The organism is Acinetobacter sp. YH12049 (genome assembly GCF_013419875.1).
In the GTDB taxonomy this organism is placed as follows: domain Bacteria; phylum Pseudomonadota; class Gammaproteobacteria; order Pseudomonadales; family Moraxellaceae; genus Acinetobacter; species Acinetobacter amyesii.
In genome coordinates, this window is sequence record NZ_VOZH01000036.1 from 1 (window position 1) to 18994 (window position 18994).

Consider the following 18994-nt stretch of genomic DNA (forward strand, 5'->3'; position numbering starts at 1 on the left):
CTGATGCTAGTTGGTCTAACACCTTGCAATGTTTGTCTTTTATACGTAATTTAAGGGTTTTCATGTACTTATATTAACAATCAAAACTCAAGGAAAATAGTCCTTAGTTAAATCAAACGACACTTCAGGTCGTGTCGCTTATATCTCTGACCTGAAGGACAGAGTTTTACCCTCCATTTGATAAAAAAACACCTGAACAGTGTTCAGGTGTTGGGAAAGGGACTTAAGAGATCGTCGAATGATTAGCCATTCTTAATGCGAATGATGCGATCGGTACGATCATTGACTAGCACGTAGTCACCATTGATTTTGTACCATTGTTGATAACGACCGGTGTTCGGTAAGCGGCGCGCTTCACGGTCACTCACTTTGTAGCGGCTTGAATCGAAATAACGAGGAAAGCTTTGACCAACACGCCAATCGCGGCTTGGATTTACACGACGAAAGTCATTACGGTCGTAGCGATTATTGTCATAACGGTTGTTGTTATTCCAATTACTCGGACGGTGATCTTTGTCCCAACGGTTGTCTTGATGTTGGTATGACGGATGGTAACGGCGGTCATCTTGACGATGGTCTGGCGCAGCAATGGCTGCTGTTGTTGCCATCAAAGCCGATACGGAAAGAACTAAACTCGATACGATTTTGTTCATGGGACACCTCTATACATTTCTAATCTGTTTTTCGATGATTCAAAATTAGCGAGAAAGTTCAGAGAAAGCGTGGGGGCAATATAGTTGAATTGTGAAATGTATGGAGGAAATTTGAAGGTGTGTAAATGATCTGAACGCTAGGCAGCATCAGCTTTTGCGGTTAAACATTAAAAAAAACTCATAAAAAAAGCCCAGAGTTGATCTGGACTTTAAAAATATGGCGAAATTAAATTCAAAACGGCTTACATACCTAAAATTTTCAGAATACTGTTACTATCTGAGTTGACCAATATGTAGTCATTATTGATTTTATACCATTGCTGATTACGCGATGGTTTAGGTAAGTTATGGTCTTTATAATCGACTTTATAACCATTACCACGATAATGCTGTGGCATCACATAGCCCGTTTGCCATTTATGTTGTTGCAAACGTTTGACTCCACGTTGTTCACGCATACGGCGTCGATCTTCAAGATCGTCATCGTCCTGATAACCACGGAAATCACGATCTTTTTTCATTTGACCATATGCATTGCCGCGTGGGCCATCAAAGCCACGTTCATCGTTCTTGAAGTGAGGCGCTGCAGACGTGATGCTGCTTGCTATTAAAGCACTGAAAGAAATAGCCAAAATTGGCAAAATCTTTTTCATGTTCAACCCTCATGAGTAATTTATCTTCAATATCACTACTGTACGCATTAAATGCAGAGAAACTGTGAAGAAAGATGAATATTTCTTTAAATAAAACGAAGAGATTGCGGATATTATGCGATAAATTTCGCGCTGAGAACAATCTTTCCATCTTGGAAGAGATGGTCCGATAATGCGCGCTTTTTATCCTTGCAATTCAGCTTTGATTAAATTTGAGGTCTATTGTAAGCACGATCAAAACAGCCCATCAAGTCTTGACAGGCAAATGAGGGGAGAGATGAAAGACTGAAAATGTTGAGTAACTTCGGGTTTCAGTACCACTGCTCGTTTAGGCATTGGAGTGAATAAATTGCTTGAGCCACAGATTCAGCTTGCTCGGCATCGTCCATTGCAGAGATCAAATTTTCAGTCAGTTGTAAGTTTTCAATTGAACGAATGGTTTCAATTTTGCGTGTTTGATCAGCCATTTGGGTCTCCTTGCCGTCGGTCTATGTCATGGCAAGCAGTCTATGCTTTTATACTTAATTTGAAAAACCGAATATTATTATAAAAATAATTTAAAAATACGATCAATGGAAAGTTGGGTAATGAAGCTGTCTATTGATCAAAGCTTGTTGAATTTCAAATGCTAATCTAAGGGTTTAAAAAAAGGGCATCAAATGGCCCTTTTTAAACATGAATTTTTCACTTGGAACACACTTAGTATGCGTATTTCAGGTCAGTATAATCCGTTAATGATTTTTGAATATGAGCTTGAATAAATTCATTAATATCTTCAGGTGTCATTGCTGCACCTTGTTTGGTAATCACATGCTCAAACGGTGCTTGATCTTGCGCAATGATGCGATAAACAAAGTTAGTGATCACTTGAAAGCCTGCTTCTTGCTTTTGAATGCAAGTGACATAGAAATAGGCATGCTCAAAGTTTAAGTCAGTATGCGAAAAAATAAATTGTTCAAATAATTTTGCATTTTGACCGACATCTAAGCCTTTTAAATCGTCCACGATACTCGGGTCGAATTTCATGCCATATTTTGCTGAAATGGGTTGACCCTCGATCAGTAGGTTAACCATGCCATCCTCAGTTGGAGTCACTGTAATATTGCTAAAGTCAGACATGTATCAATCCAATGTTTTTAAAGAATGCCCCAAGTATCGGCAAATTTGCTAAAAACTCAAGTCGACTTTCGCGTGGTCACTGCAAAATCATTCGGTTAATGATGCGTTGTAAAGATTCAAGACATAAAAAAAGGAAGCGCGATCTTCCTTTTTAAATTGGGTTTTCACCCTATTCATCTTGGGCATCTATGCTGGCACCAGTTAAATGCAAGCTGTCGTCACCCATTAAATATAAATATGCAGGCATGATGCTTTCAGGCGTAGGCAAAGTTTTTGGATCTTCGTCTGGATACGCCTTTGCACGCATGGCAGTACGTGTCGCACCAGGGTTAATACAGTTAAAACGAATATTGGGGTGTTCATTTTCTTTAGCGAACAATGTGCTTACGGCTTCAATGGCAATTTTTGAAACCGAGTACGCGCCCCAACGTTCACGGGCTTCACGCCCCACACCTGAACTGGCAAAGACCACTGAGGCATGCTCAGATTTTTGCAGTAGGGGCATCAGCTCTTGAGTCAGTACAAAGGGCGCACGAAGGTTCACCGCCATGACATCATCCCAAACATCCACAGGATAATGTTCTAGTTCAGTTCGCTCACCCAAAATCCCTGCATTATGCAAAATGCCGTCTAGGCGACCAAATTGCTTTTCTAAGGTATCGACCAACAGCTCATAATCACGAGGAGAGGCACTAGACAGTTGTAGCGGTAAAATCGCCGGTTGGGGGGCACCCAAGCCTTCAATTTCATCGTAAATCACTTCTAGTTTATTCAGTGTGCGTCCATGTAAGACCACGGTTGCGCCATGTAAGGCATAACTGAGGGCAGCCGCACGGCCAATACCATCGCCCGCACCTGTAATCAGGATAATGCGATCTTTGAGCAGATCGGGGCGAGGTTGATATTCTGAATATTTCATCCGTACCTCCTCGTTTTATTGTGTTGTGTTCTATCGTTATAAAGTCGCTGTGTTGAGCGTTTTCGGTTTGATGACCAAATCATGAATGACTTCATGCAGGTCAGCAACAGTCTTCACTATACAATCTGCATGCCAAGCTGTTAAGTCATCTTTGTGTTGTAAAGGTAAATAGCCATAAGCCGCAAGAATTGTGTACATCTGCGCATTACGACCTGCATCGATATCACGTGGATGATCACCGACATAGATACAATCTTGAGCATCTAGATGAATGTGCTTGGCGGCTAAATACATCGGCTCTGGGTCTGGCTTGGTTTTACTGACATCATCTGGGCAAACCAATACCGAGCAGCGCTCAGTTAAATTCAGCGCTTTGAGCAACGCTTCACTGAGTGAGCGCGGTTTATTGGTGACGATACCCCACGGAATTTGATGCTGTTCCAGTTCATCGAGTAGCGGATACATGCCTTCAAAAAGGTCTGTATCGACGGCTATATCAGCACCATACAGATCTAAAAAGCGTTGACGATGTGCCAGAAAGACAGGATCTTCAACGTCTAACTCTGGATAGACCAGTTTGACCATGGCACGCGCGCCTTCAGATACCTGTACACGAATGTCGTCAGCACTGACCACCGCAATGCCTTTGTCACGGCACATGTCTTGAATAATACGAATAAAATCAGCCGCGGTATCAATCAGTGTACCGTCAAGATCAAAGAGTACAGCTTTCATTAGGCTTCTTTCACCGTATGAACCATGTAGTTCACATCCACATTCGGTGCGAGCCAATAGCGTTTGGTAATCGGGTTATAATGTAAACCTGTCATATCTTTGAGTTTTAACTCGGCTTGACGAATATCATGAGCTAATTCTGAAGGTTTAATAAACTTGGAATAATCATGAGTGCCTTTCGCCAACATGCGTAAAACATATTCCGCACCAATAATCGCAAACAAATAGGCTTTAGGATTACGGTTAATGGTCGAGAAGAACACATGACCACCCGGTTTTACCAGCTTTTGACAGGCTAAAATGATCGAAGCTGGATCGGGTACGTGTTCGAGCATTTCCATACAGGTGACGACGTCATATTGACCTGCTTGCTCTTCTGCCAATTGCTCTACAGGTACTTGGCGATATTCAATATTTTGTACATTTTCTTGTTCGGCATGTAAGCGTGCAACATTCAACGGCGCTTCGCCCATGTCGATACCCAATACTTGCGCACCGCGACGTGCCATGCTTTCAGCTAAAATACCGCCGCCACAGCCCACATCTAATACTTTCTTGCCAGTGATACCATTTGAATGCTCATCAATCCAGTTCAAACGCAGGGGATTAATCATGTGCAAAGGGCGGAACTCAGAATGCTGATCCCACCATATGGCTGCGAAAGCTTCAAATTTGGCAATTTCTTGTGGATCAACATTCAATTGCGACATCGGTTGCACCTCAATCAAGTCTTTATATTTTAGAAAAAAGTTTATGGGAGTTAGTGTAGCGCGTCCTGAAAAAAAAGCGATAAAAGCCTTAAAAAAGTTCACAGAATGAAAACGAAATCGACAGATTTGATTTATAGTGTTGCCATAAACTAATCATAATGATTTTGAGGACGATAAGTTCAATGAAAAAATTCCTTTTAGGCACGATTACAACAGCTATTTTGGCTTTTTCTGGCAGTGCGATGGCAGCGCAATTTGTCGCGGGGACTGATTACACAGTTATTCCAAAACCGATTAAAGTCGAACGTCCGGGTAAAATCGAAGTCCGTGAGTTCTTTTGGTATGGCTGCCCACATTGTTTTACATTAGAACCGCATATGCAAACGTGGTTAAAGCAATTGCCTAAAGATGTACGTTTTGTCCGTACACCTGCAGCAATGAATCCACTTTGGGAACAAGGCGCGCGTGCTTACTATGCATCGGAAGCACTGGGTGTTCGTCAAAAAGCACATTTACAATTGTTCCATGACATTCATGTGGGTCAGAAAAATATCTTAGAACAAGGCGCATTTGCGAAGTTCTACACCCGTTATGGTGTTCCTGAAGCGAAATTTAACAGCACATTTAAATCATTTGCTGTGTCTTCAAAAATTGCTCAAGCGAAAAACTTAGCAGCTCAATATCAATTGAGCGGCGTGCCTGCGATTACCGTCAATGGTAAATACATCGTACAAGGTGAAGATGCCCGTACCGTTGAAATCGTGAAATTCCTTGTTGATAAAGAACGTAAAGCGAAATAACAGTGTTTTGAAAAAGCCGCACTCGATGCGGCTTTTTTTATGCAGGCATATTTTGCGTTTTAGGTCGATAAATTTTGTGGATCAGCGATTTGAGCCAAAGATCGATCCCAATGCAAAATGCCACGAAATAAGAGCTGAACTTGAGTCTGAGCTTGGCGGCGAAATTGTTGTAGCGCATCCGTACGTTGTGGAAGCTCAACATGTCGATGTAAGTCAATCCACTGCATTGCCCAACTTAAGGCCAATTCAAACAAAATTTGTCCCAATACTTTGAGGTCTTGTTCGGATTGAATGTGTTGAGTCGCTTCAACTTGAGCCAGTGCATGGGCCAAATCAGTACTGAGAAAATTAAATTCACGTGTAATGGCTTGTCTTAAGGAAGCTGAACCACCCCAACGCTCTGCAATGAGAAACATCCATGCCTCAGGAAATTGCTCAACGGCATGAAATAAATAATCCAGACTCTGTCGTGTACGTGCATCGGGTGCTTGAAAGCATTGCTGACTCAGTTGATTGAGTACATTGCGAAGGTGCAGGGCCATTTGGTCGACTAGTTCCAAACCGAGCTCATCCATGTCCTGAAAATGGCGATAAAACGCAGCAGGAACCAAGCCGACATGACGGGAAATTTCGCGTAAGCTCAGACTGCTAAAAGAACGGCCTGTGGTACTCAATGCAAGCGCTGCATCAAGGATAGCTTTACGACTTTGTTGCTTACGTTCTTCCCGTATCGACATGCAATTCGTCCTGAATTTTGCGTGGCTTCAGTCTAACAAATTTCCTGATGTCGTACGATGGGCCTATCAAAACTTGGATGAATGGATTTTGTAAATGCACACGAATGCATCCCGAATCTGGCTGTACCTTCTGTTATAATGTGCCGCAATCAATTTTGTCAGATTAAGGACTCATTATGCGTATCGACCAACGAGCATTAGATCAATTACGTGAAGTAAAAATTACCCGTAACTACACACGTTATGCGGAAGGTTCTGTATTGGTTGAATTTGGTCATACAAAAGTTCTTTGTACTGCAAGTGTTGACAACTCAGTACCGCGTTTCCTTAAAGGAAAAGGTCAGGGTTGGGTGACTGCTGAATATGGCATGTTACCTCGTTCAACACATACACGTACTGACCGTGAAGCGGCGCGTGGTAAACAAAGCGGTCGTACTCAAGAAATTCAACGTCTGATTGGTCGTAGCTTACGCGCGATGGTGGATTTGAAAAAATTGGGTGAAAATACCATCAGTATCGACTGTGATGTGATTCAGGCAGATGGCGGTACACGTACAGCATCAATTACAGGTGCAGCTGTTGCCTTGGTTGATGCAATGAATGTCTTGCTTGAAAATAAAAAAATTAAACAAGATCCATTAAAAGGTTTAGTTGCTGCGATTTCTGTAGGGATGTATCAAGACGAAGCATTACTTGATCTTTGCTATGAAGAAGATTCAAGCTGCCAAACAGACATGAACGTAGTGATGACACAAGCTGGTGAGTTCATTGAACTTCAAGGTACAGCAGAAGACAAACCGTTTACACGTACACAGTGTAATGAAATGCTTGAACTTGCTGAAAAAGGCATTCAAGAATTGATCAAAAAACAACAAGAAGCTTTAGGCTGGTAAGTTGTTTGATTCAGTTCAAACTGAATAAAGAACGCATCTTCGGATGCGTTTTTTTATGCGTTGAATATAGAAAATCCAACACGAATCGGCTATTCAGTAGCGTGTCTTTGGCTCAAATTAATAGGATCAGGATGCTTTGAAGGACTAAAAATGAAAAATTGGATGATGTATTTTTCTTTGTTCATCGTATTGTTGATCAGTGGTTGTGATTTTTTTGGAAATCAGGATCAAGAGCGTGAAGGTGGTCGTTTTTCTGAACAAAGTGAAAACTCAAAAGATCAGGACGATGATCAAGATGAGCGCGAGCAGCATGAAGACGATGCGGAGCATGAAAAGGACTCCGAGCATGAAGATGAAGCTCGACGAAGTTCAAAACAACAGCAAGATGATGATTAAGTCATGCTAGATCTTAAGCATCAAAAAGGGTGCTACAGCACCCTTTATTTATGTTTAGAGTAAGTCTAGAGCGTTAGGCATTAAAGCGCATCGATAAATCAATCGCTGTGACATCTTTGGTGAGTACACCCATCGAAATATAATCGACCCCTGTCGTTGCCACTTCACGTAAGTTTGCAATAGTGATATTGCCTGAGGCTTCAAGTTTGCAGCGACCATTGACGTGTTTAACGGCATCAATCATTTGTTGCTGACTAAAGTTATCCAACATCACAATATCCGCACCTGCTTCCAATGCTTGGTTGAGTTCATCCCAAGTTTCGACTTCAACTTCCACAGGTTTACCCGGTGCAATCTGGTGTGCTTTGGCAATCGCTTGTTGGATGCCACCTGCTGCCATGATGTGATTTTCTTTAATTAAAAACGCATCAAATAAACCTAAGCGATGGTTTTGACCACCTCCGACAGCAACCGCATATTTTTGTGCAATACGTAGGCCTGGCAAGGTTTTACGGGTATCGAGTAGACGAGTATGCAAACCTTCAAGCTGCTGGACATAGGCAGCGGTTTTGGTCGCAACCGCAGATAAGGTTTGCACAAAATTTAAGGCTGGACGCTCAACCGTCAGTAAGCTACGCGCAGAACCTGCGAGTTTTAAAAAGGCTTCGCCTGCGGCCACACGGTCACCATCATTTTTCAACCAAGTGACTTGGACAGCGGCATCATAAGCCTGAATGAGTGCATTGACCCAAGGCTGACCCGCCAAGATCATCTCTTCACGGCTGATAATCGTTGCAGTTGCTTGTTCATCTTCTGGAGTTAACAGGGCTGTAATATCGCCTTCGCCAATATCTTCTTGTAGTGCGTGTTGAATATTGATTTGGATTGATTGTTCAAGCAAAGATTGCGATATGCTCATAAGAAGTTCCGTATCTTTTTAACCCAGGAAAATGTGCGCGTTATATTAGCATTGTTCATGAAAAATGAGCGATTTTTAACTCCTTTCACAGACTTGAATTGAGATTTCAATGTGAAAGTTTTAGCATTAAACCTTTCAAGTAGGGCTCGGCGTTTTGATCTGCAGCATTGCAGGCCGGCTTAGACACAGGATTTTTTTATGTCACAAGCAACAACATTTCAGGTGCAGGATGGGCAATTGCTAGGTGCGCGTCAAATTCCATCACCGAATTTTAACCAGCGTCCTGAAGATACCGAAATTCAGCTTGTCGTCATTCATAATATTAGTTTGCCACCTTCTCAGTTTGGAGGTGGTTATATCGAACAATTTTTCCAAAATCAGTTGGATTGGTCGAAACATCCTTATTTTCAAACCATTGAAGGGATGCAAGTATCGACACATTTATTGATTCTGCGTACGGGTGAAGTCCTACAGTTTGTCAATTTTAATGATCGGGCTTGGCATGCAGGTCGTTCAACCTATTTAGCACAAAAAGAATGTAATGATTATTCGATAGGCATCGAACTCGAAGGAAGTGATGATTTACCTTTTGAAGCTGCACAATATGCTGTGCTGACCGAGGTCGTGGCGTGTTTACAACAGGCTTATCCTAAAATTCAACAACATATTGCAGGGCATTCAGATATTGCACCGGGACGTAAAACTGATCCGGGTCCATTTTTTGAGTGGAACGCTTTTCGTCAACAGCTGCATCATTTTAAAAACAAATAAACAATACACACTGCGTTTAATAAACCAATGAAATTCCTTGACGAGTTTCATTACAATAGGCGCACTTTCAAAAGTGAGAAATACCGATGGCGCTTTGGCGTTCGACAGTCATTGTCAGTGCAATGACTATGTTGTCCCGTGTATTGGGACTGGTACGGGATATTGTCCTGTTAAATGTATTTGGTGCAGGTAAAGACTTCGATACCTTCGTGGTTGCCTTTCGTATTCCTAACTTTTTTAGGCGTTTATTCGCAGAAGGGGCATTTTCACAAGCCTTTATTCCTGTATTGACTGAATATAAAACCAGTCGAACCCATGCCGAAGTCCAGATTCTGATTAGCCGTGTTTTTGGCTGTTTAGGTCTGGTGATGACCAGCTTGACGTTCATCGCGATGGTGGCCGCACCCGCGATTATTTATATCTATGCACCGGGTTTCCATGGTGATGCAGACAAGTTTGCGTTAGCCACCGATATGTTCCGCCTAACGATTCCTTACTTACTGTTTATGTCCTTAACAGCATTTGCCAGTAGTATTTTGAATAGTTATGGCTCATTCAGTACACCTGCGTTCGCTCCAGTGTTACTTAATGTCGCGATGATTGCCGGTGCGCTATGGTTAACCCCTTATATGGCCGAGCCAATTATGGCTTTAGGTTGGTCTGTTGTCGCTGCAGGCTTCTTACAATTGGCGATTCAGATTCCAGAGCTATGGCGTAAAAAATTACTGATTCCACCGAAAGTTGACTTCAAACATGAAGGTGTTGATCGCATCATGAAGTTGATGCTGCCAGCGCTGTTTGGTGTCTCAGTGACGCAGATCAACCTACTGTTGAACACCATTTGGGCGTCTTTCATGCAAGATGGTTCAGTATCATGGCTGTATAGTGCTGAACGTATGACCGAGCTGCCTTTAGGTTTGATTGGGGTGGCCATTGGTACCGTGATTTTACCGTCATTGTCTGCACGCCATGCTGAACAGGATCAGGACAAATTCCGCCGTATGATTGATTGGGCGGCTAAAGTCATTATCTTGGTGGGTGTGCCTGCCAGTATTGCGCTGTTCATGCTTTCGACACCTATTATTCAGGCCTTATTTGAACGTGGTCAATTTAGCTTTGAAGATACACAAATGACTGCATTAGCATTGCAATGTATGAGTGCTGGTGTGATTTCATTCATGCTCATCAAAGTGTTTGCACCAGGGTTTTATGCGCAGCAAGATACAAAAACTCCAGTACGTGTAGGTTTAATGGCGGTCGCAGCCAATGCTATTCTGAACGTGGTGTTTATTGGGTTCTTTAAACTGATTGATTGGCATGCTGAGCATATGGCTTTGGCATTGGCATCATCGGGTTCCGCTTTAGTGAATGCAGGGATGCTGTATTTTTATTTACATAAGCGCAATATTTTCCGTTTTGGTGCGCATTGGAAAAAATTGGTGATTCAGTTTGCGATTGCCAATGCTGTGATGATTGCTGCACTGTGGTATGGCTTAACATGGTACAACGGTGATGTATCTGCGTGGATGCGTGTCGCGGAAGTGATCATCTTATGTGTGATTGGCATTGCTGCTTATGGGATTGCTTTAATTGCAACCGGCTTTAGACCTCGTCACTTAAAACCTTAAAGCTAAAACCTACAGCGTAATGCGTTTGACGTTGATGTAAAAAATAAGAGCCCATAGGCTCTTATTTTTTTGATTGAGACTCAAGATGATAAAAACATAGGTTTCTGATTCATGAGTCTGAGGGGAGTAATTTGTAGTTTAAAACGACATTGAATCAGTCACTCAGTCGCCTAAACTTTTCCTCGAGAGAGGAAACCAACAATTGCGAGAATGACTGCAATAACCAAAAGAATAACAGCAAAGTCTTTGGATAAGCCTGCAACACCACCAAAACCTAGCAGACTCGCAATCAATGCAATTACAGCGAAAATAATAGCCCAGCGGAACATAGTTTTATCTCCATGTGATTTTTTATTCTGTCTCATCAGTATAGGAGTCACAGAAAGCATGCTATGTATTCTTTTGTTTATTTAATGTTCAATATTCGGTAACTTAAACAAGGAATTTATGTGCGGGTTCAGTTAATATGCCTGCCACCTTCGTTGCGAGCGAGAAGATGACCGATACTCTACGCCCACATTTTTGGAAAAAGCATGCTTTGACTGAACTCACTCATTTGGAGTGGGAGTCCCTCTGTGATGGTTGCGGGCTGTGTTGTTTAATCAAGCTTGAAGATGAAGATACGCAAGAGGTGGCATACACCAAAGTGGCATACAAACTTTTAGATTGTGAAACTGCCAGTTGTTCCGATTATCCAAATCGCAAATCACACGTTGCAGACTGCATACAGCTGACACCTGAACAAATTCACCAATTTCATTGGCTACCGCCGAGCTGTGCTTATCGTAGAATTTCTGAAGGTAAAGATTTACCGCGTTGGCATCATCTCGTGACGGGAAGTCGTGACAGTATTTTGAAGGCAAGAAAGTCTGCCGCAGGGCGTTGCATCAGTGAAGAAGACGTCAACCCTGACGATATTGAAGATTATATTGTACGTTGGGTACGCTAAAGGACACAGATACGCTCTATCTTGGATCTAGAGTTGATCTTGTATCATAGCCAGAAAGTCTTGTTCTGACAGAACCTGAAAACCGTGCTGTTTGAGGAGTGCTGTGGTTACCCCATAGCCTTCAATTTTCGTACGGGTAAAGCTGCCGTCATAAATATAATGGCTGCCGCAAGACGGGCTGCGATCTTTCAAGACAACAACATCAACTTTGTGTAATTGGGCCAATTCTAACATTCGTTGAGCACCTGCAATAAATTCAGCACTAATGTCTGTCCCCAAAACATCTTTAACTTGAGCTGTACCATTGAGCACATCACTGGCTTGACCATTTTGAATTTCTGCAGGAAAACGTGGACAGCTCAGGCCGCCCATCATTTCTGGGCAGGCCGTAATGACTTGGTGAGTCTGCATCAGTTGGCAAATTGCTTGTTGTGTATTTGATTTGGCATCATAACGAACGGGTTGGCCTGCCAAACAGGCACTGACTAAATACTTCAGTGTCATCGTGTCTTGCTCCACAAGTTTTAGTGACTCAAAAGTTCTATCGCATGGTCATAACTGAGCGGACGATAAAAGTAAAAACCTTGTCCAGTATGACAATTACATTCTTTTAAGGTATCGACCTGTTCCGGTTTCTCTATACCTTCGACTAATATATTCAGGGAAACACTCGCACCAATTTGTGTAATCGCTTTGACAATGGCAAGTGCTGAACAGTCGGTATGCATGCGTTCCACAAAATTACGGTCTATCTTAATACAGTCGACAGGGTAATTACTCAAACGTGTTAATGATGAATGACCTGTACCAAAATCATCTAGAGAAATGTGTATGCCATGCTCTTTTAATAAATGGAGAGCGCGAATCACATAATTTGAGCCACGTTCTGACAGGCTTTGCTCGGTAATTTCGACCTCAATAATGTCTGGTGATATACCAAACTGCTTTAAGCGATTCAGTAGTTTTTCCGCATAATCATCACGTAAAAATTCGACAGGTGCAGCATTTATTGAAATCGGTAGCGGTTGTAGTCCGAGTTCAATCCATTTTTGAATATCTTGAAAGATTTTAATTTGCATTGTTTTACTAATGCGTGAAGCCAATTCATAATCTTGAAATGCAGCAAAAATTTGAGAAGGTAATTGTAATTGTTGGTCTTTATCATACCAACGTAACAACGCTTCAAAGCCGATAACTTGACTGTCAGACAGACGAACTTTGGGTTGATAAAACGGAATAATTTGATTGGAATTAATCAAGCTGCGTGCAAGCGTTAATTGGCGAGTAGTATTTTCAAGGGTTTTGAACATAGTATGGTTGAACATTCGTACACCACCACGACCACTGCTTTTTAAATCATTTAGCGCAATATCAGCACATTTAAGTAAATTCGAGGAATTTTGTGCATCGCGAGGGTAGATCGCACAGCCAATACTCATACCAATATTGATACTTTGCCCATTATAGAAAATGGGCATGTCCATTTGCTGACAGGCGATGCTGGCAAAATTCTGTAATTGTTGTTGCGATTTTAAATTTGGAATAGAAATGGCAAATTCATCGCCACCTAAACGTGAAACTACAATATTTGTATCAAAACATTGCTGAAAACGCTGCCCAAGGGTATGCAGTAAATGGTCTCCTGCACTATGACCTAAGGTGTCGTTAATATGCTTAAAATAATCTAGATCGATTAATAACAAACCCAGTTGTTGCTGATGTTCTCGCGCCACTTTTAATTGGCTTTTAAATACTCGACTAAACGCACGGCGGTTTAATAAACCTGTTAAATCATCTTGTTCAATGATGCGTTGAAGTTTATTTTCTGCAAGTCGCTGTATCGTAATATCACGTGATACACAGAGGATTTCTTTGACTTGGCCATATTCGTTGAATACTGGGCTGAGCATATTATCCCAATAAGCCAAGGGTTCATCTGCTACTTGGCTCATGCCGACAAAGCGAGATATTTTACCTTCTTTGGCTTCGGCAAAAGCATTCAAACACGCGTCACGGACTTCTTCAGGCAGTAATTTATGCCAAGACATACCAAACTCAGTTTCAGTTAGAGGTACGCCCAGAGCTAAACATCCCGCGCGGTTCATATGCAGAACTTGACCGTCTAGACTTAATAATTTTATACAGTCGACACTAGCATCTAACATTTGATTACGACTATTCAGTTTTTCTCGTAATTCAGCGAATTGATTATCTTGTAATTGTATATTCTTGGCTTGGGGCATTTTTTGAAATAAATTTATAGGTAGATCAATGCCTTGTTGAACTTGAACGATTCGCTTTTGCTTTGTTGATTGCTTCATACAATCTGTCCAATTGGGTCAGGCAAGTCTAAAATGGGATATCTTGCCGATGATACTTTAATTTGATCAATAAGGGCTAGGATGTCTTGTTACATTATAGTTAACATTCGCCTAAGCTTTTTTACATGCAAGATACTTAAATAACGACATTAAACCACCCTCCTAAATTGAATACCGAATAAAGCAAAGATTCTGCCAAGGCAGTGTTAGAATAGAAAAAACGTCCCCAATTGCCGGAAACGAAATAATAAGATGTCAGACAGCCAAATTCCTCTTCCTGAACGCATGCGTCCTCATGATTTATCTCAAATTATTGGACAAGATCACCTTTTGGGTGAAGATGCACCGTTACGCCAGATGATTGACCAAGGGCATTTGCCATCGATTATTTTTTGGGGACCTCCAGGTGTAGGTAAAACCACGATTGCATTGTTGTTGGCGCAGGCTGTTGACCGACCATTTATTAGTTTATCTGCGCTCAATACTGGGGTGAAAGAGTTACGTGAAATCATCGCCGATGGTGGAGATTTATTGACACCTGTGGTGTTTATTGATGAAATTCATCGTTTTAATAAGTCACAACAAGATGCATTACTGAATGCAGTTGAAAAGGGCAAAATTACCCTGATTGGTGCAACCACAGAAAACCCTTCATTTGAAGTTAATAATGCCTTATTGTCGCGTTGTCAGGTCTATACCTTAAATGCTCTGGATAATGACGCAATTCAGCGCTTATTGGATCAAGCGATTCAGCAAGATTCGTTTTTAAAAGAGCGTTATATTCAAATCGAAGAATATGAAGCTTTATTTCAATTTGCCGCAGGTGATGCTCGTAAAGCATTAAATCTTTTAGATTTAATCGCCAGTACGTTTGAGCCAGACTTAGAAAATATCATTAACAATGCGGTGGTAGTCAAAGTTGCGCAGCAAAATATTGCACGCTATGACAAATCGGGCGAACAGCATTATGATCTAGTTTCGGCTTTTATTAAGTCGATTCGAGGCAGTGATCCAGATGCCGCTTTGTATTGGATGGCTCGAATGCTCAAAGGTGGTGAAGATCCTGTTTTTATTGCCCGTCGTATGTTGATTGCGGCATCTGAAGATATTGGCAACTCAAATCCAAATGCTTTACTGTTGGCTGGAGAATGTTTCCGATCTGTGCAGGCAATTGGTATGCCTGAGTGTCGAATCATTTTGGGGCAATGTGCGGTGTATTTGGCAACCAGTGCTAAAAGTAACAGTACTTATTTGGCCATCAACAAAGCCTTAGATTTGGCAGAAAAAACCTCGAATCTACCTGTGCCACTACATTTGAGAAATGCACCAACCAAATTGATGAAAGAGCAAGGCTATGGCGTGGACTATTTATATCCACATAATTATCCTGAGCATTTTGTCATGCAGGATTATATGCCGCCTGAACTGAAAGGCACTAAGCTGTATGAGTCTGCACGCAATAAACGTGAAGTCGAAGGTGAGCGTTTGCAGCAACGACGTTGGATGCAACAACAACAGCAGTAATAATTTGAATGATCATAATGGGAAGGCGCTTCGGCGCCCTTTTTTATGTCTATTTCATGCAAAAAAAAGCCCAACTCAAGGCGAGCTGGGCTGAAAAAATAGGATGTCTTTGGGGAAATATATCCTAGAGGGTAGATGGAAAATCTGGTCGGCATACACATTGGAAACTTATAGATCCTCGTGCTGCCTGGTATGTAGCTATCTTAGTGTGAACGTGGGTAAATGTGAAACAGAGGATTTTTATGGTTAACATTTGTTTTTTCGATCATGGATTAATCGAGTAATATTTAATTAAAAAAACCGAGCTAAAGAGCTCGGTTTTTTAAATCGATGAACGACTTAGATATCAGAAAGGTCGATACCTAAACGTGCAGCAACTTCTTCATACGCTTCAACTACACCGCCTAAACCTTGACGGAAACGGTCTTTGTCGAGTTTTTTCTTAGTGTCTTTGTCCCATAGACGGCAGCCGTCTGGAGAGAATTCGTCACCCAGTACGATACGGTCGTGGAACACGCCAAATTCAAGTTTAAAGTCAACAAGCAGCATGTTGCCTGCATCGAATAGACCTTTAAGTACTTCGTTTACTTTATAAGTCAATTCTTTCATTTGAGCGAGTTGTTCAGCAGTCGCCCAACCTAAAGCAATCGCTTGTGATTCATTCACCATTGGGTCGCCTAACGCATCGTCTTTGAAGAACAATTCGAAAGTTGGCGGAGTAAGTTCTTTACCTTCTTCAACGCCTAAACGACGGCAAAGTGAACCTGCTGCATAGTTACGAATTACGCACTCTACAGGAACCATGGTTAATTTTTTCACTAAAACTTCAGTTGGAGAAAGAAGTTTTTCGAAATGAGTTTCGATACCAGCCGCAGCCAATTTTTCCATGATAAAGGCGTTAAAACGGTTGTTCACCTTACCTTTGCGATCCAGTTGTTCAATTTTTTCACCGTTGAATGCAGAAGCATCGTCACGGAAAACTAGGATGAGGTGGTCAGAACTATCTGTTTCATAAACAGATTTCGCTTTACCAGTATAGAGCAAGGTTTGTTTTAACATGAGGGAACCTTTTTCGAGAAAAAATGCCTAGTACGACTAGGCTGGCCAATTTTGGTAAATCTGAGCTAACAGATCTGCAGCTTTTTCTTTGTCTGCAAAACTGTTATCGGCATTGAACACAGCGATGTTATTGCTTGAACCTACAGAAGAAAGTCTTAAGACATAGGTCTGCTGATCGACCTTGACGGTTACTTCGTAACGGTTTTTGCTCTGACCAACAATGGTATGGTTAAGGCTGCTGAGGGTAGCAAGTGTGTATTGCCAAATTGTAGCAGAATTTCCTTCAACTTTGATCAGTGGATTTTGATTTCCATCCACCAATAGTTGAGGGTGGCTAATATTTGTACTGTCTGTTGAGGAATCTGCGACGACATTATTTTTTTCCGCGGCTGGACGCGGAAGGGCATAGCGATTGCCACGCTTATTTTCAAGCTTTGGTGCATGCTCAATTGCTAGCGGGTCAACTGATGGAGCAGGATACAAAGGCGTTGCAGGACGAACCATTGACCCTTCAGGGTATTTCAGCGGTTCAACATCTGTGGTTTGTTTATAGTCCAGTGTGCCATTATTAAAGGCAAGTGAACTACAACCGGCTAATGTAAATACTGAAAGTGCCAGGCTAAGTCCTAAACGTAATTGCATGATGTTTGCTCTTCTTTATTTGATAACGCCCGCAGTGATGAGTGCTTCACGAAGCGGAGTACGATATTGTTCTGCAAGGGGTGTTAATGGTAAGCGAATGCCTGTTTCAATCAGGTTCATCTCATGAAGTGCCCATTTCACAGGAATTGGGTTCGATTCGCAAAATAAAATTTGATGTAAATTTGCAACAGTATTGTTTTGTTGCTCGGCTTGGACTGCGTCACCCGCCAAAGCGCTTGCACACACTTCGCTCATTTCTTTTGGCGCCACGTTCGCAGTAACCGAAATGTTGCCTTTAGCACCTAAACCCATTAACTGATAAGCCGTTGCATCATCACCTGAGTACACCACCATATCTTTGCCTTTAAGGCCTTCAATGAGTTCTTGACCACGAGGAACATCGCCAGTGGCGTCTTTAATGCCCACGATTTGTGGAATATCAGCAAGACGGATCACGGTGTCGTTGTGCATGTCTACACCGGTTCGGCCAGGTACATTGTATAAAATTTGAGGTAAATCAACAGCTTCAGCAATCGCTTTGTAGTGTTGATACAGGCCTTCTTGGGTAGGTTTGTTATAGTATGGTGTAACTAATAATGCCGCATCTGCACCTAACTCTTTGGCTTCTTTGGTGAGTTCAATCGCTTCGTGGGTTGAGTTTGCACCTGTGCCGGCAATAATTGGAATGCGTTTGTTCGCCACACGGATGATTTCTTTGATCACCTGAGTGTGTTCGGCCATGCTCAAGGTAGAAGCTTCACCTGTAGTCCCTACAGCAACAATACTATTGGTGCCTTGCTTTATATGCCACTCAACCAGCTTCTCGAGGCTCTTCCAATCTACGCTGCCATCTTCAAACATTGGGGTGACGATTGCGACAATTGAACCTTGAATGGTCTGAGCTTGCTGAGTCATTTTGAAAAGCTATCCTATTTGTCCATCCGACAAGATGAAATATTGATTTCTGGATGGTTTCGAATTTTGATTTGTAGCATGTTCATTGGGCTATACCCAAATTGAATAATGCTTACGCAAATTATGACTGATCAAACGCATAAGAACAATATGCTTTGGTCAAAGCCATAAAATTCTTTATACAAATCAAACTTAAAACAATCAAGTGTAAAATAGCGGTTTTTTTGCAGCCTGAAAATTGTTCAGCAGGGGCTGAATCTTGAAAATGTTTTATTTAATCGAGAGGGTTGGCATGGTTGATGGGATTGATTAAATCATCAGCAAAAGGTTGATCTATGTGTATTCCGTGCTTTTTAATCAGAATTTAAGATTAAATAACAATGACTAAAGATTTAAAAACTATATCAATTCGCTCGGGTTTTATTACAAATGATTGTTAAAAACTTGGGTAATAATCTTTTTTATATCTAATAGAAATGGACATGTTTTTATGAGTGTTTAAAAAGATCGCTTGATTTGACTGTTCATTGCACGATTCATATTTTTTTATTTTAAATTTTTAATTGTTTTTACGACTTTGTGACTTAAAGCACAAAAACTATTACACCATGCACGTAATCCAATTTTGGACGAAAGGCTTCAACTTATTGG

The 18994-nt window shown here is 41.6% G+C and carries 22 protein-coding genes; 7 read left to right on the forward strand and 15 right to left on the reverse strand.

The genetic code is table 11. The features are described 5' to 3' along the window. Positions 1-242: 242 nt before the first annotated feature. The 7 genes from FTU05_RS13995 to ubiG all read right to left on the reverse strand — a co-directional run bounded on the left by FTU05_RS13995 (position 243) and on the right by ubiG (position 4789). A complete protein-coding gene (locus tag FTU05_RS13995; protein WP_168379728.1) occupies positions 243-653 on the reverse strand; it encodes an RcnB family protein in 411 nt (136 codons plus the stop codon). 242 nt (positions 654-895) lie between these two features. Further along, positions 896-1306, reverse strand: a complete 411-nt coding sequence (locus FTU05_RS14000; protein WP_078193274.1) for an RcnB family protein — start codon at positions 1304-1306, stop codon at positions 896-898. A 311-nt stretch (positions 1307-1617) separates the two neighbouring features. Continuing rightward, on the reverse strand, positions 1618-1773 hold the full coding sequence (locus tag FTU05_RS14005; protein ID WP_168379727.1) for a hypothetical protein: 156 nt from the start codon (positions 1771-1773) through the stop codon (positions 1618-1620). Between the two features lie 232 nt (positions 1774-2005). Beyond that, a complete protein-coding gene (locus FTU05_RS14010) occupies positions 2006-2425 on the reverse strand; it encodes a hypothetical protein (RefSeq protein WP_180106780.1) in 420 nt (139 codons plus the stop codon). A 169-nt stretch (positions 2426-2594) separates the two neighbouring features. Beyond that, positions 2595-3344 (reverse strand): YciK family oxidoreductase, encoded by a 750-nt coding sequence (locus tag FTU05_RS14015; RefSeq protein ID WP_078190639.1) that lies wholly within the window; start codon positions 3342-3344, stop codon positions 2595-2597. A gap of 36 nt (positions 3345-3380) precedes the next feature. Further along, on the reverse strand, positions 3381-4079 hold the full coding sequence (locus FTU05_RS14020) for an HAD family hydrolase (RefSeq protein WP_180059738.1): 699 nt from the start codon (positions 4077-4079) through the stop codon (positions 3381-3383). Continuing rightward, complete coding sequence (ubiG, locus tag FTU05_RS14025) at positions 4079-4789, reverse strand: bifunctional 2-polyprenyl-6-hydroxyphenol methylase/3-demethylubiquinol 3-O-methyltransferase UbiG (RefSeq protein WP_078190637.1); 711 nt, start codon at positions 4787-4789, stop codon at positions 4079-4081. The genes FTU05_RS14020 and ubiG overlap by 1 nt, the downstream gene beginning before the upstream one ends. Positions 4790-4971: 182 nt before the next feature. Between ubiG and FTU05_RS14030 the strand changes: the two genes are divergently transcribed. Next, positions 4972-5589, forward strand: coding sequence for a thiol:disulfide interchange protein DsbA/DsbL (locus tag FTU05_RS14030; RefSeq protein WP_078193271.1), 618 nt, complete (start codon positions 4972-4974; stop codon positions 5587-5589). Between the two features lie 59 nt (positions 5590-5648). Here the strand turns inward: FTU05_RS14030 and FTU05_RS14035 are convergent, their stop codons facing one another. Next, positions 5649-6326 carry a TetR family transcriptional regulator gene (locus FTU05_RS14035; RefSeq protein WP_078190635.1) on the reverse strand — a complete coding sequence of 226 codons (678 nt, stop codon included), beginning with the start codon at positions 6324-6326 and terminating at the stop codon, positions 5649-5651. A 176-nt stretch (positions 6327-6502) separates the two neighbouring features. On the opposite strand from FTU05_RS14035, the gene rph reads away from it, so the two are divergent. Together rph and FTU05_RS14045 are read left to right on the forward strand one after the other, a co-directional pair. Continuing rightward, on the forward strand, positions 6503-7219 hold the full coding sequence (gene rph, locus FTU05_RS14040) for a ribonuclease PH (RefSeq protein WP_078190634.1): 717 nt from the start codon (positions 6503-6505) through the stop codon (positions 7217-7219). A gap of 150 nt (positions 7220-7369) precedes the next feature. Further along, the gene (locus FTU05_RS14045) at positions 7370-7615 is read left to right on the forward strand and encodes a hypothetical protein (protein ID WP_180008601.1); all 246 of its coding nucleotides are present in this window, start codon (positions 7370-7372) and stop codon (positions 7613-7615) included. Positions 7616-7688: 73 nt separating this feature from the next. Here the strand turns inward: FTU05_RS14045 and nadC are convergent, their stop codons facing one another. Beyond that, entirely contained in the window at positions 7689-8534 is an 846-nt protein-coding gene (gene nadC / locus FTU05_RS14050; protein WP_111885101.1) for a carboxylating nicotinate-nucleotide diphosphorylase, read from the reverse strand. Between the two features lie 198 nt (positions 8535-8732). Here nadC and ampD point away from each other — a divergent pair, with 198 nt between their 5' ends. Then, positions 8733-9305 (forward strand): 1,6-anhydro-N-acetylmuramyl-L-alanine amidase AmpD, encoded by a 573-nt coding sequence (gene ampD / locus FTU05_RS14055; RefSeq protein ID WP_078190631.1) that lies wholly within the window; start codon positions 8733-8735, stop codon positions 9303-9305. A gap of 86 nt (positions 9306-9391) precedes the next feature. After that, entirely contained in the window at positions 9392-10933 is a 1542-nt protein-coding gene (gene murJ / locus FTU05_RS14060; protein ID WP_111885102.1) for a murein biosynthesis integral membrane protein MurJ, read from the forward strand. A gap of 170 nt (positions 10934-11103) precedes the next feature. On the opposite strand, the gene FTU05_RS14065 is transcribed toward murJ, so the two are convergent. Next, positions 11104-11262, reverse strand: a complete 159-nt coding sequence (locus FTU05_RS14065) for a DUF1328 domain-containing protein (RefSeq protein WP_005006601.1) — start codon at positions 11260-11262, stop codon at positions 11104-11106. A 167-nt stretch (positions 11263-11429) separates the two neighbouring features. Between FTU05_RS14065 and FTU05_RS14070 the strand changes: the two genes are divergently transcribed. Beyond that, complete coding sequence (locus FTU05_RS14070) at positions 11430-11882, forward strand: YcgN family cysteine cluster protein (RefSeq protein WP_180165786.1); 453 nt, start codon at positions 11430-11432, stop codon at positions 11880-11882. A 27-nt stretch (positions 11883-11909) separates the two neighbouring features. On the opposite strand, the gene FTU05_RS14075 is transcribed toward FTU05_RS14070, so the two are convergent. Further along, a complete protein-coding gene (locus tag FTU05_RS14075; RefSeq protein ID WP_180106776.1) occupies positions 11910-12386 on the reverse strand; it encodes a DUF523 domain-containing protein in 477 nt (158 codons plus the stop codon). Positions 12387-12406: 20 nt separating this feature from the next. Further along, the gene (locus tag FTU05_RS14080; protein WP_180106774.1) at positions 12407-14203 is read right to left on the reverse strand and encodes an EAL domain-containing protein; all 1797 of its coding nucleotides are present in this window, start codon (positions 14201-14203) and stop codon (positions 12407-12409) included. Positions 14204-14455: 252 nt separating this feature from the next. Here FTU05_RS14080 and FTU05_RS14085 point away from each other — a divergent pair, with 252 nt between their 5' ends. Continuing rightward, positions 14456-15727 carry a replication-associated recombination protein A gene (locus FTU05_RS14085; RefSeq protein ID WP_111885104.1) on the forward strand — a complete coding sequence of 424 codons (1272 nt, stop codon included), beginning with the start codon at positions 14456-14458 and terminating at the stop codon, positions 15725-15727. A gap of 339 nt (positions 15728-16066) precedes the next feature. Here FTU05_RS14085 and purC read toward each other — a convergent pair whose 3' ends face one another. The 3 genes from purC to dapA are packed head-to-tail and all read right to left on the reverse strand — an operon-like array spanning position 16067 to position 18343. Continuing rightward, entirely contained in the window at positions 16067-16786 is a 720-nt protein-coding gene (gene purC / locus FTU05_RS14090; protein ID WP_078190626.1) for a phosphoribosylaminoimidazolesuccinocarboxamide synthase, read from the reverse strand. Positions 16787-16822: 36 nt separating this feature from the next. Further along, entirely contained in the window at positions 16823-17428 is a 606-nt protein-coding gene (locus tag FTU05_RS14095; RefSeq protein WP_168379718.1) for a lipoprotein-34 precursor (NlpB), read from the reverse strand. Between the two features lie 15 nt (positions 17429-17443). Further along, positions 17444-18343 carry a 4-hydroxy-tetrahydrodipicolinate synthase gene (gene dapA / locus FTU05_RS14100; protein ID WP_078193262.1) on the reverse strand — a complete coding sequence of 300 codons (900 nt, stop codon included), beginning with the start codon at positions 18341-18343 and terminating at the stop codon, positions 17444-17446. Positions 18344-18994 lie beyond the last annotated feature (651 nt).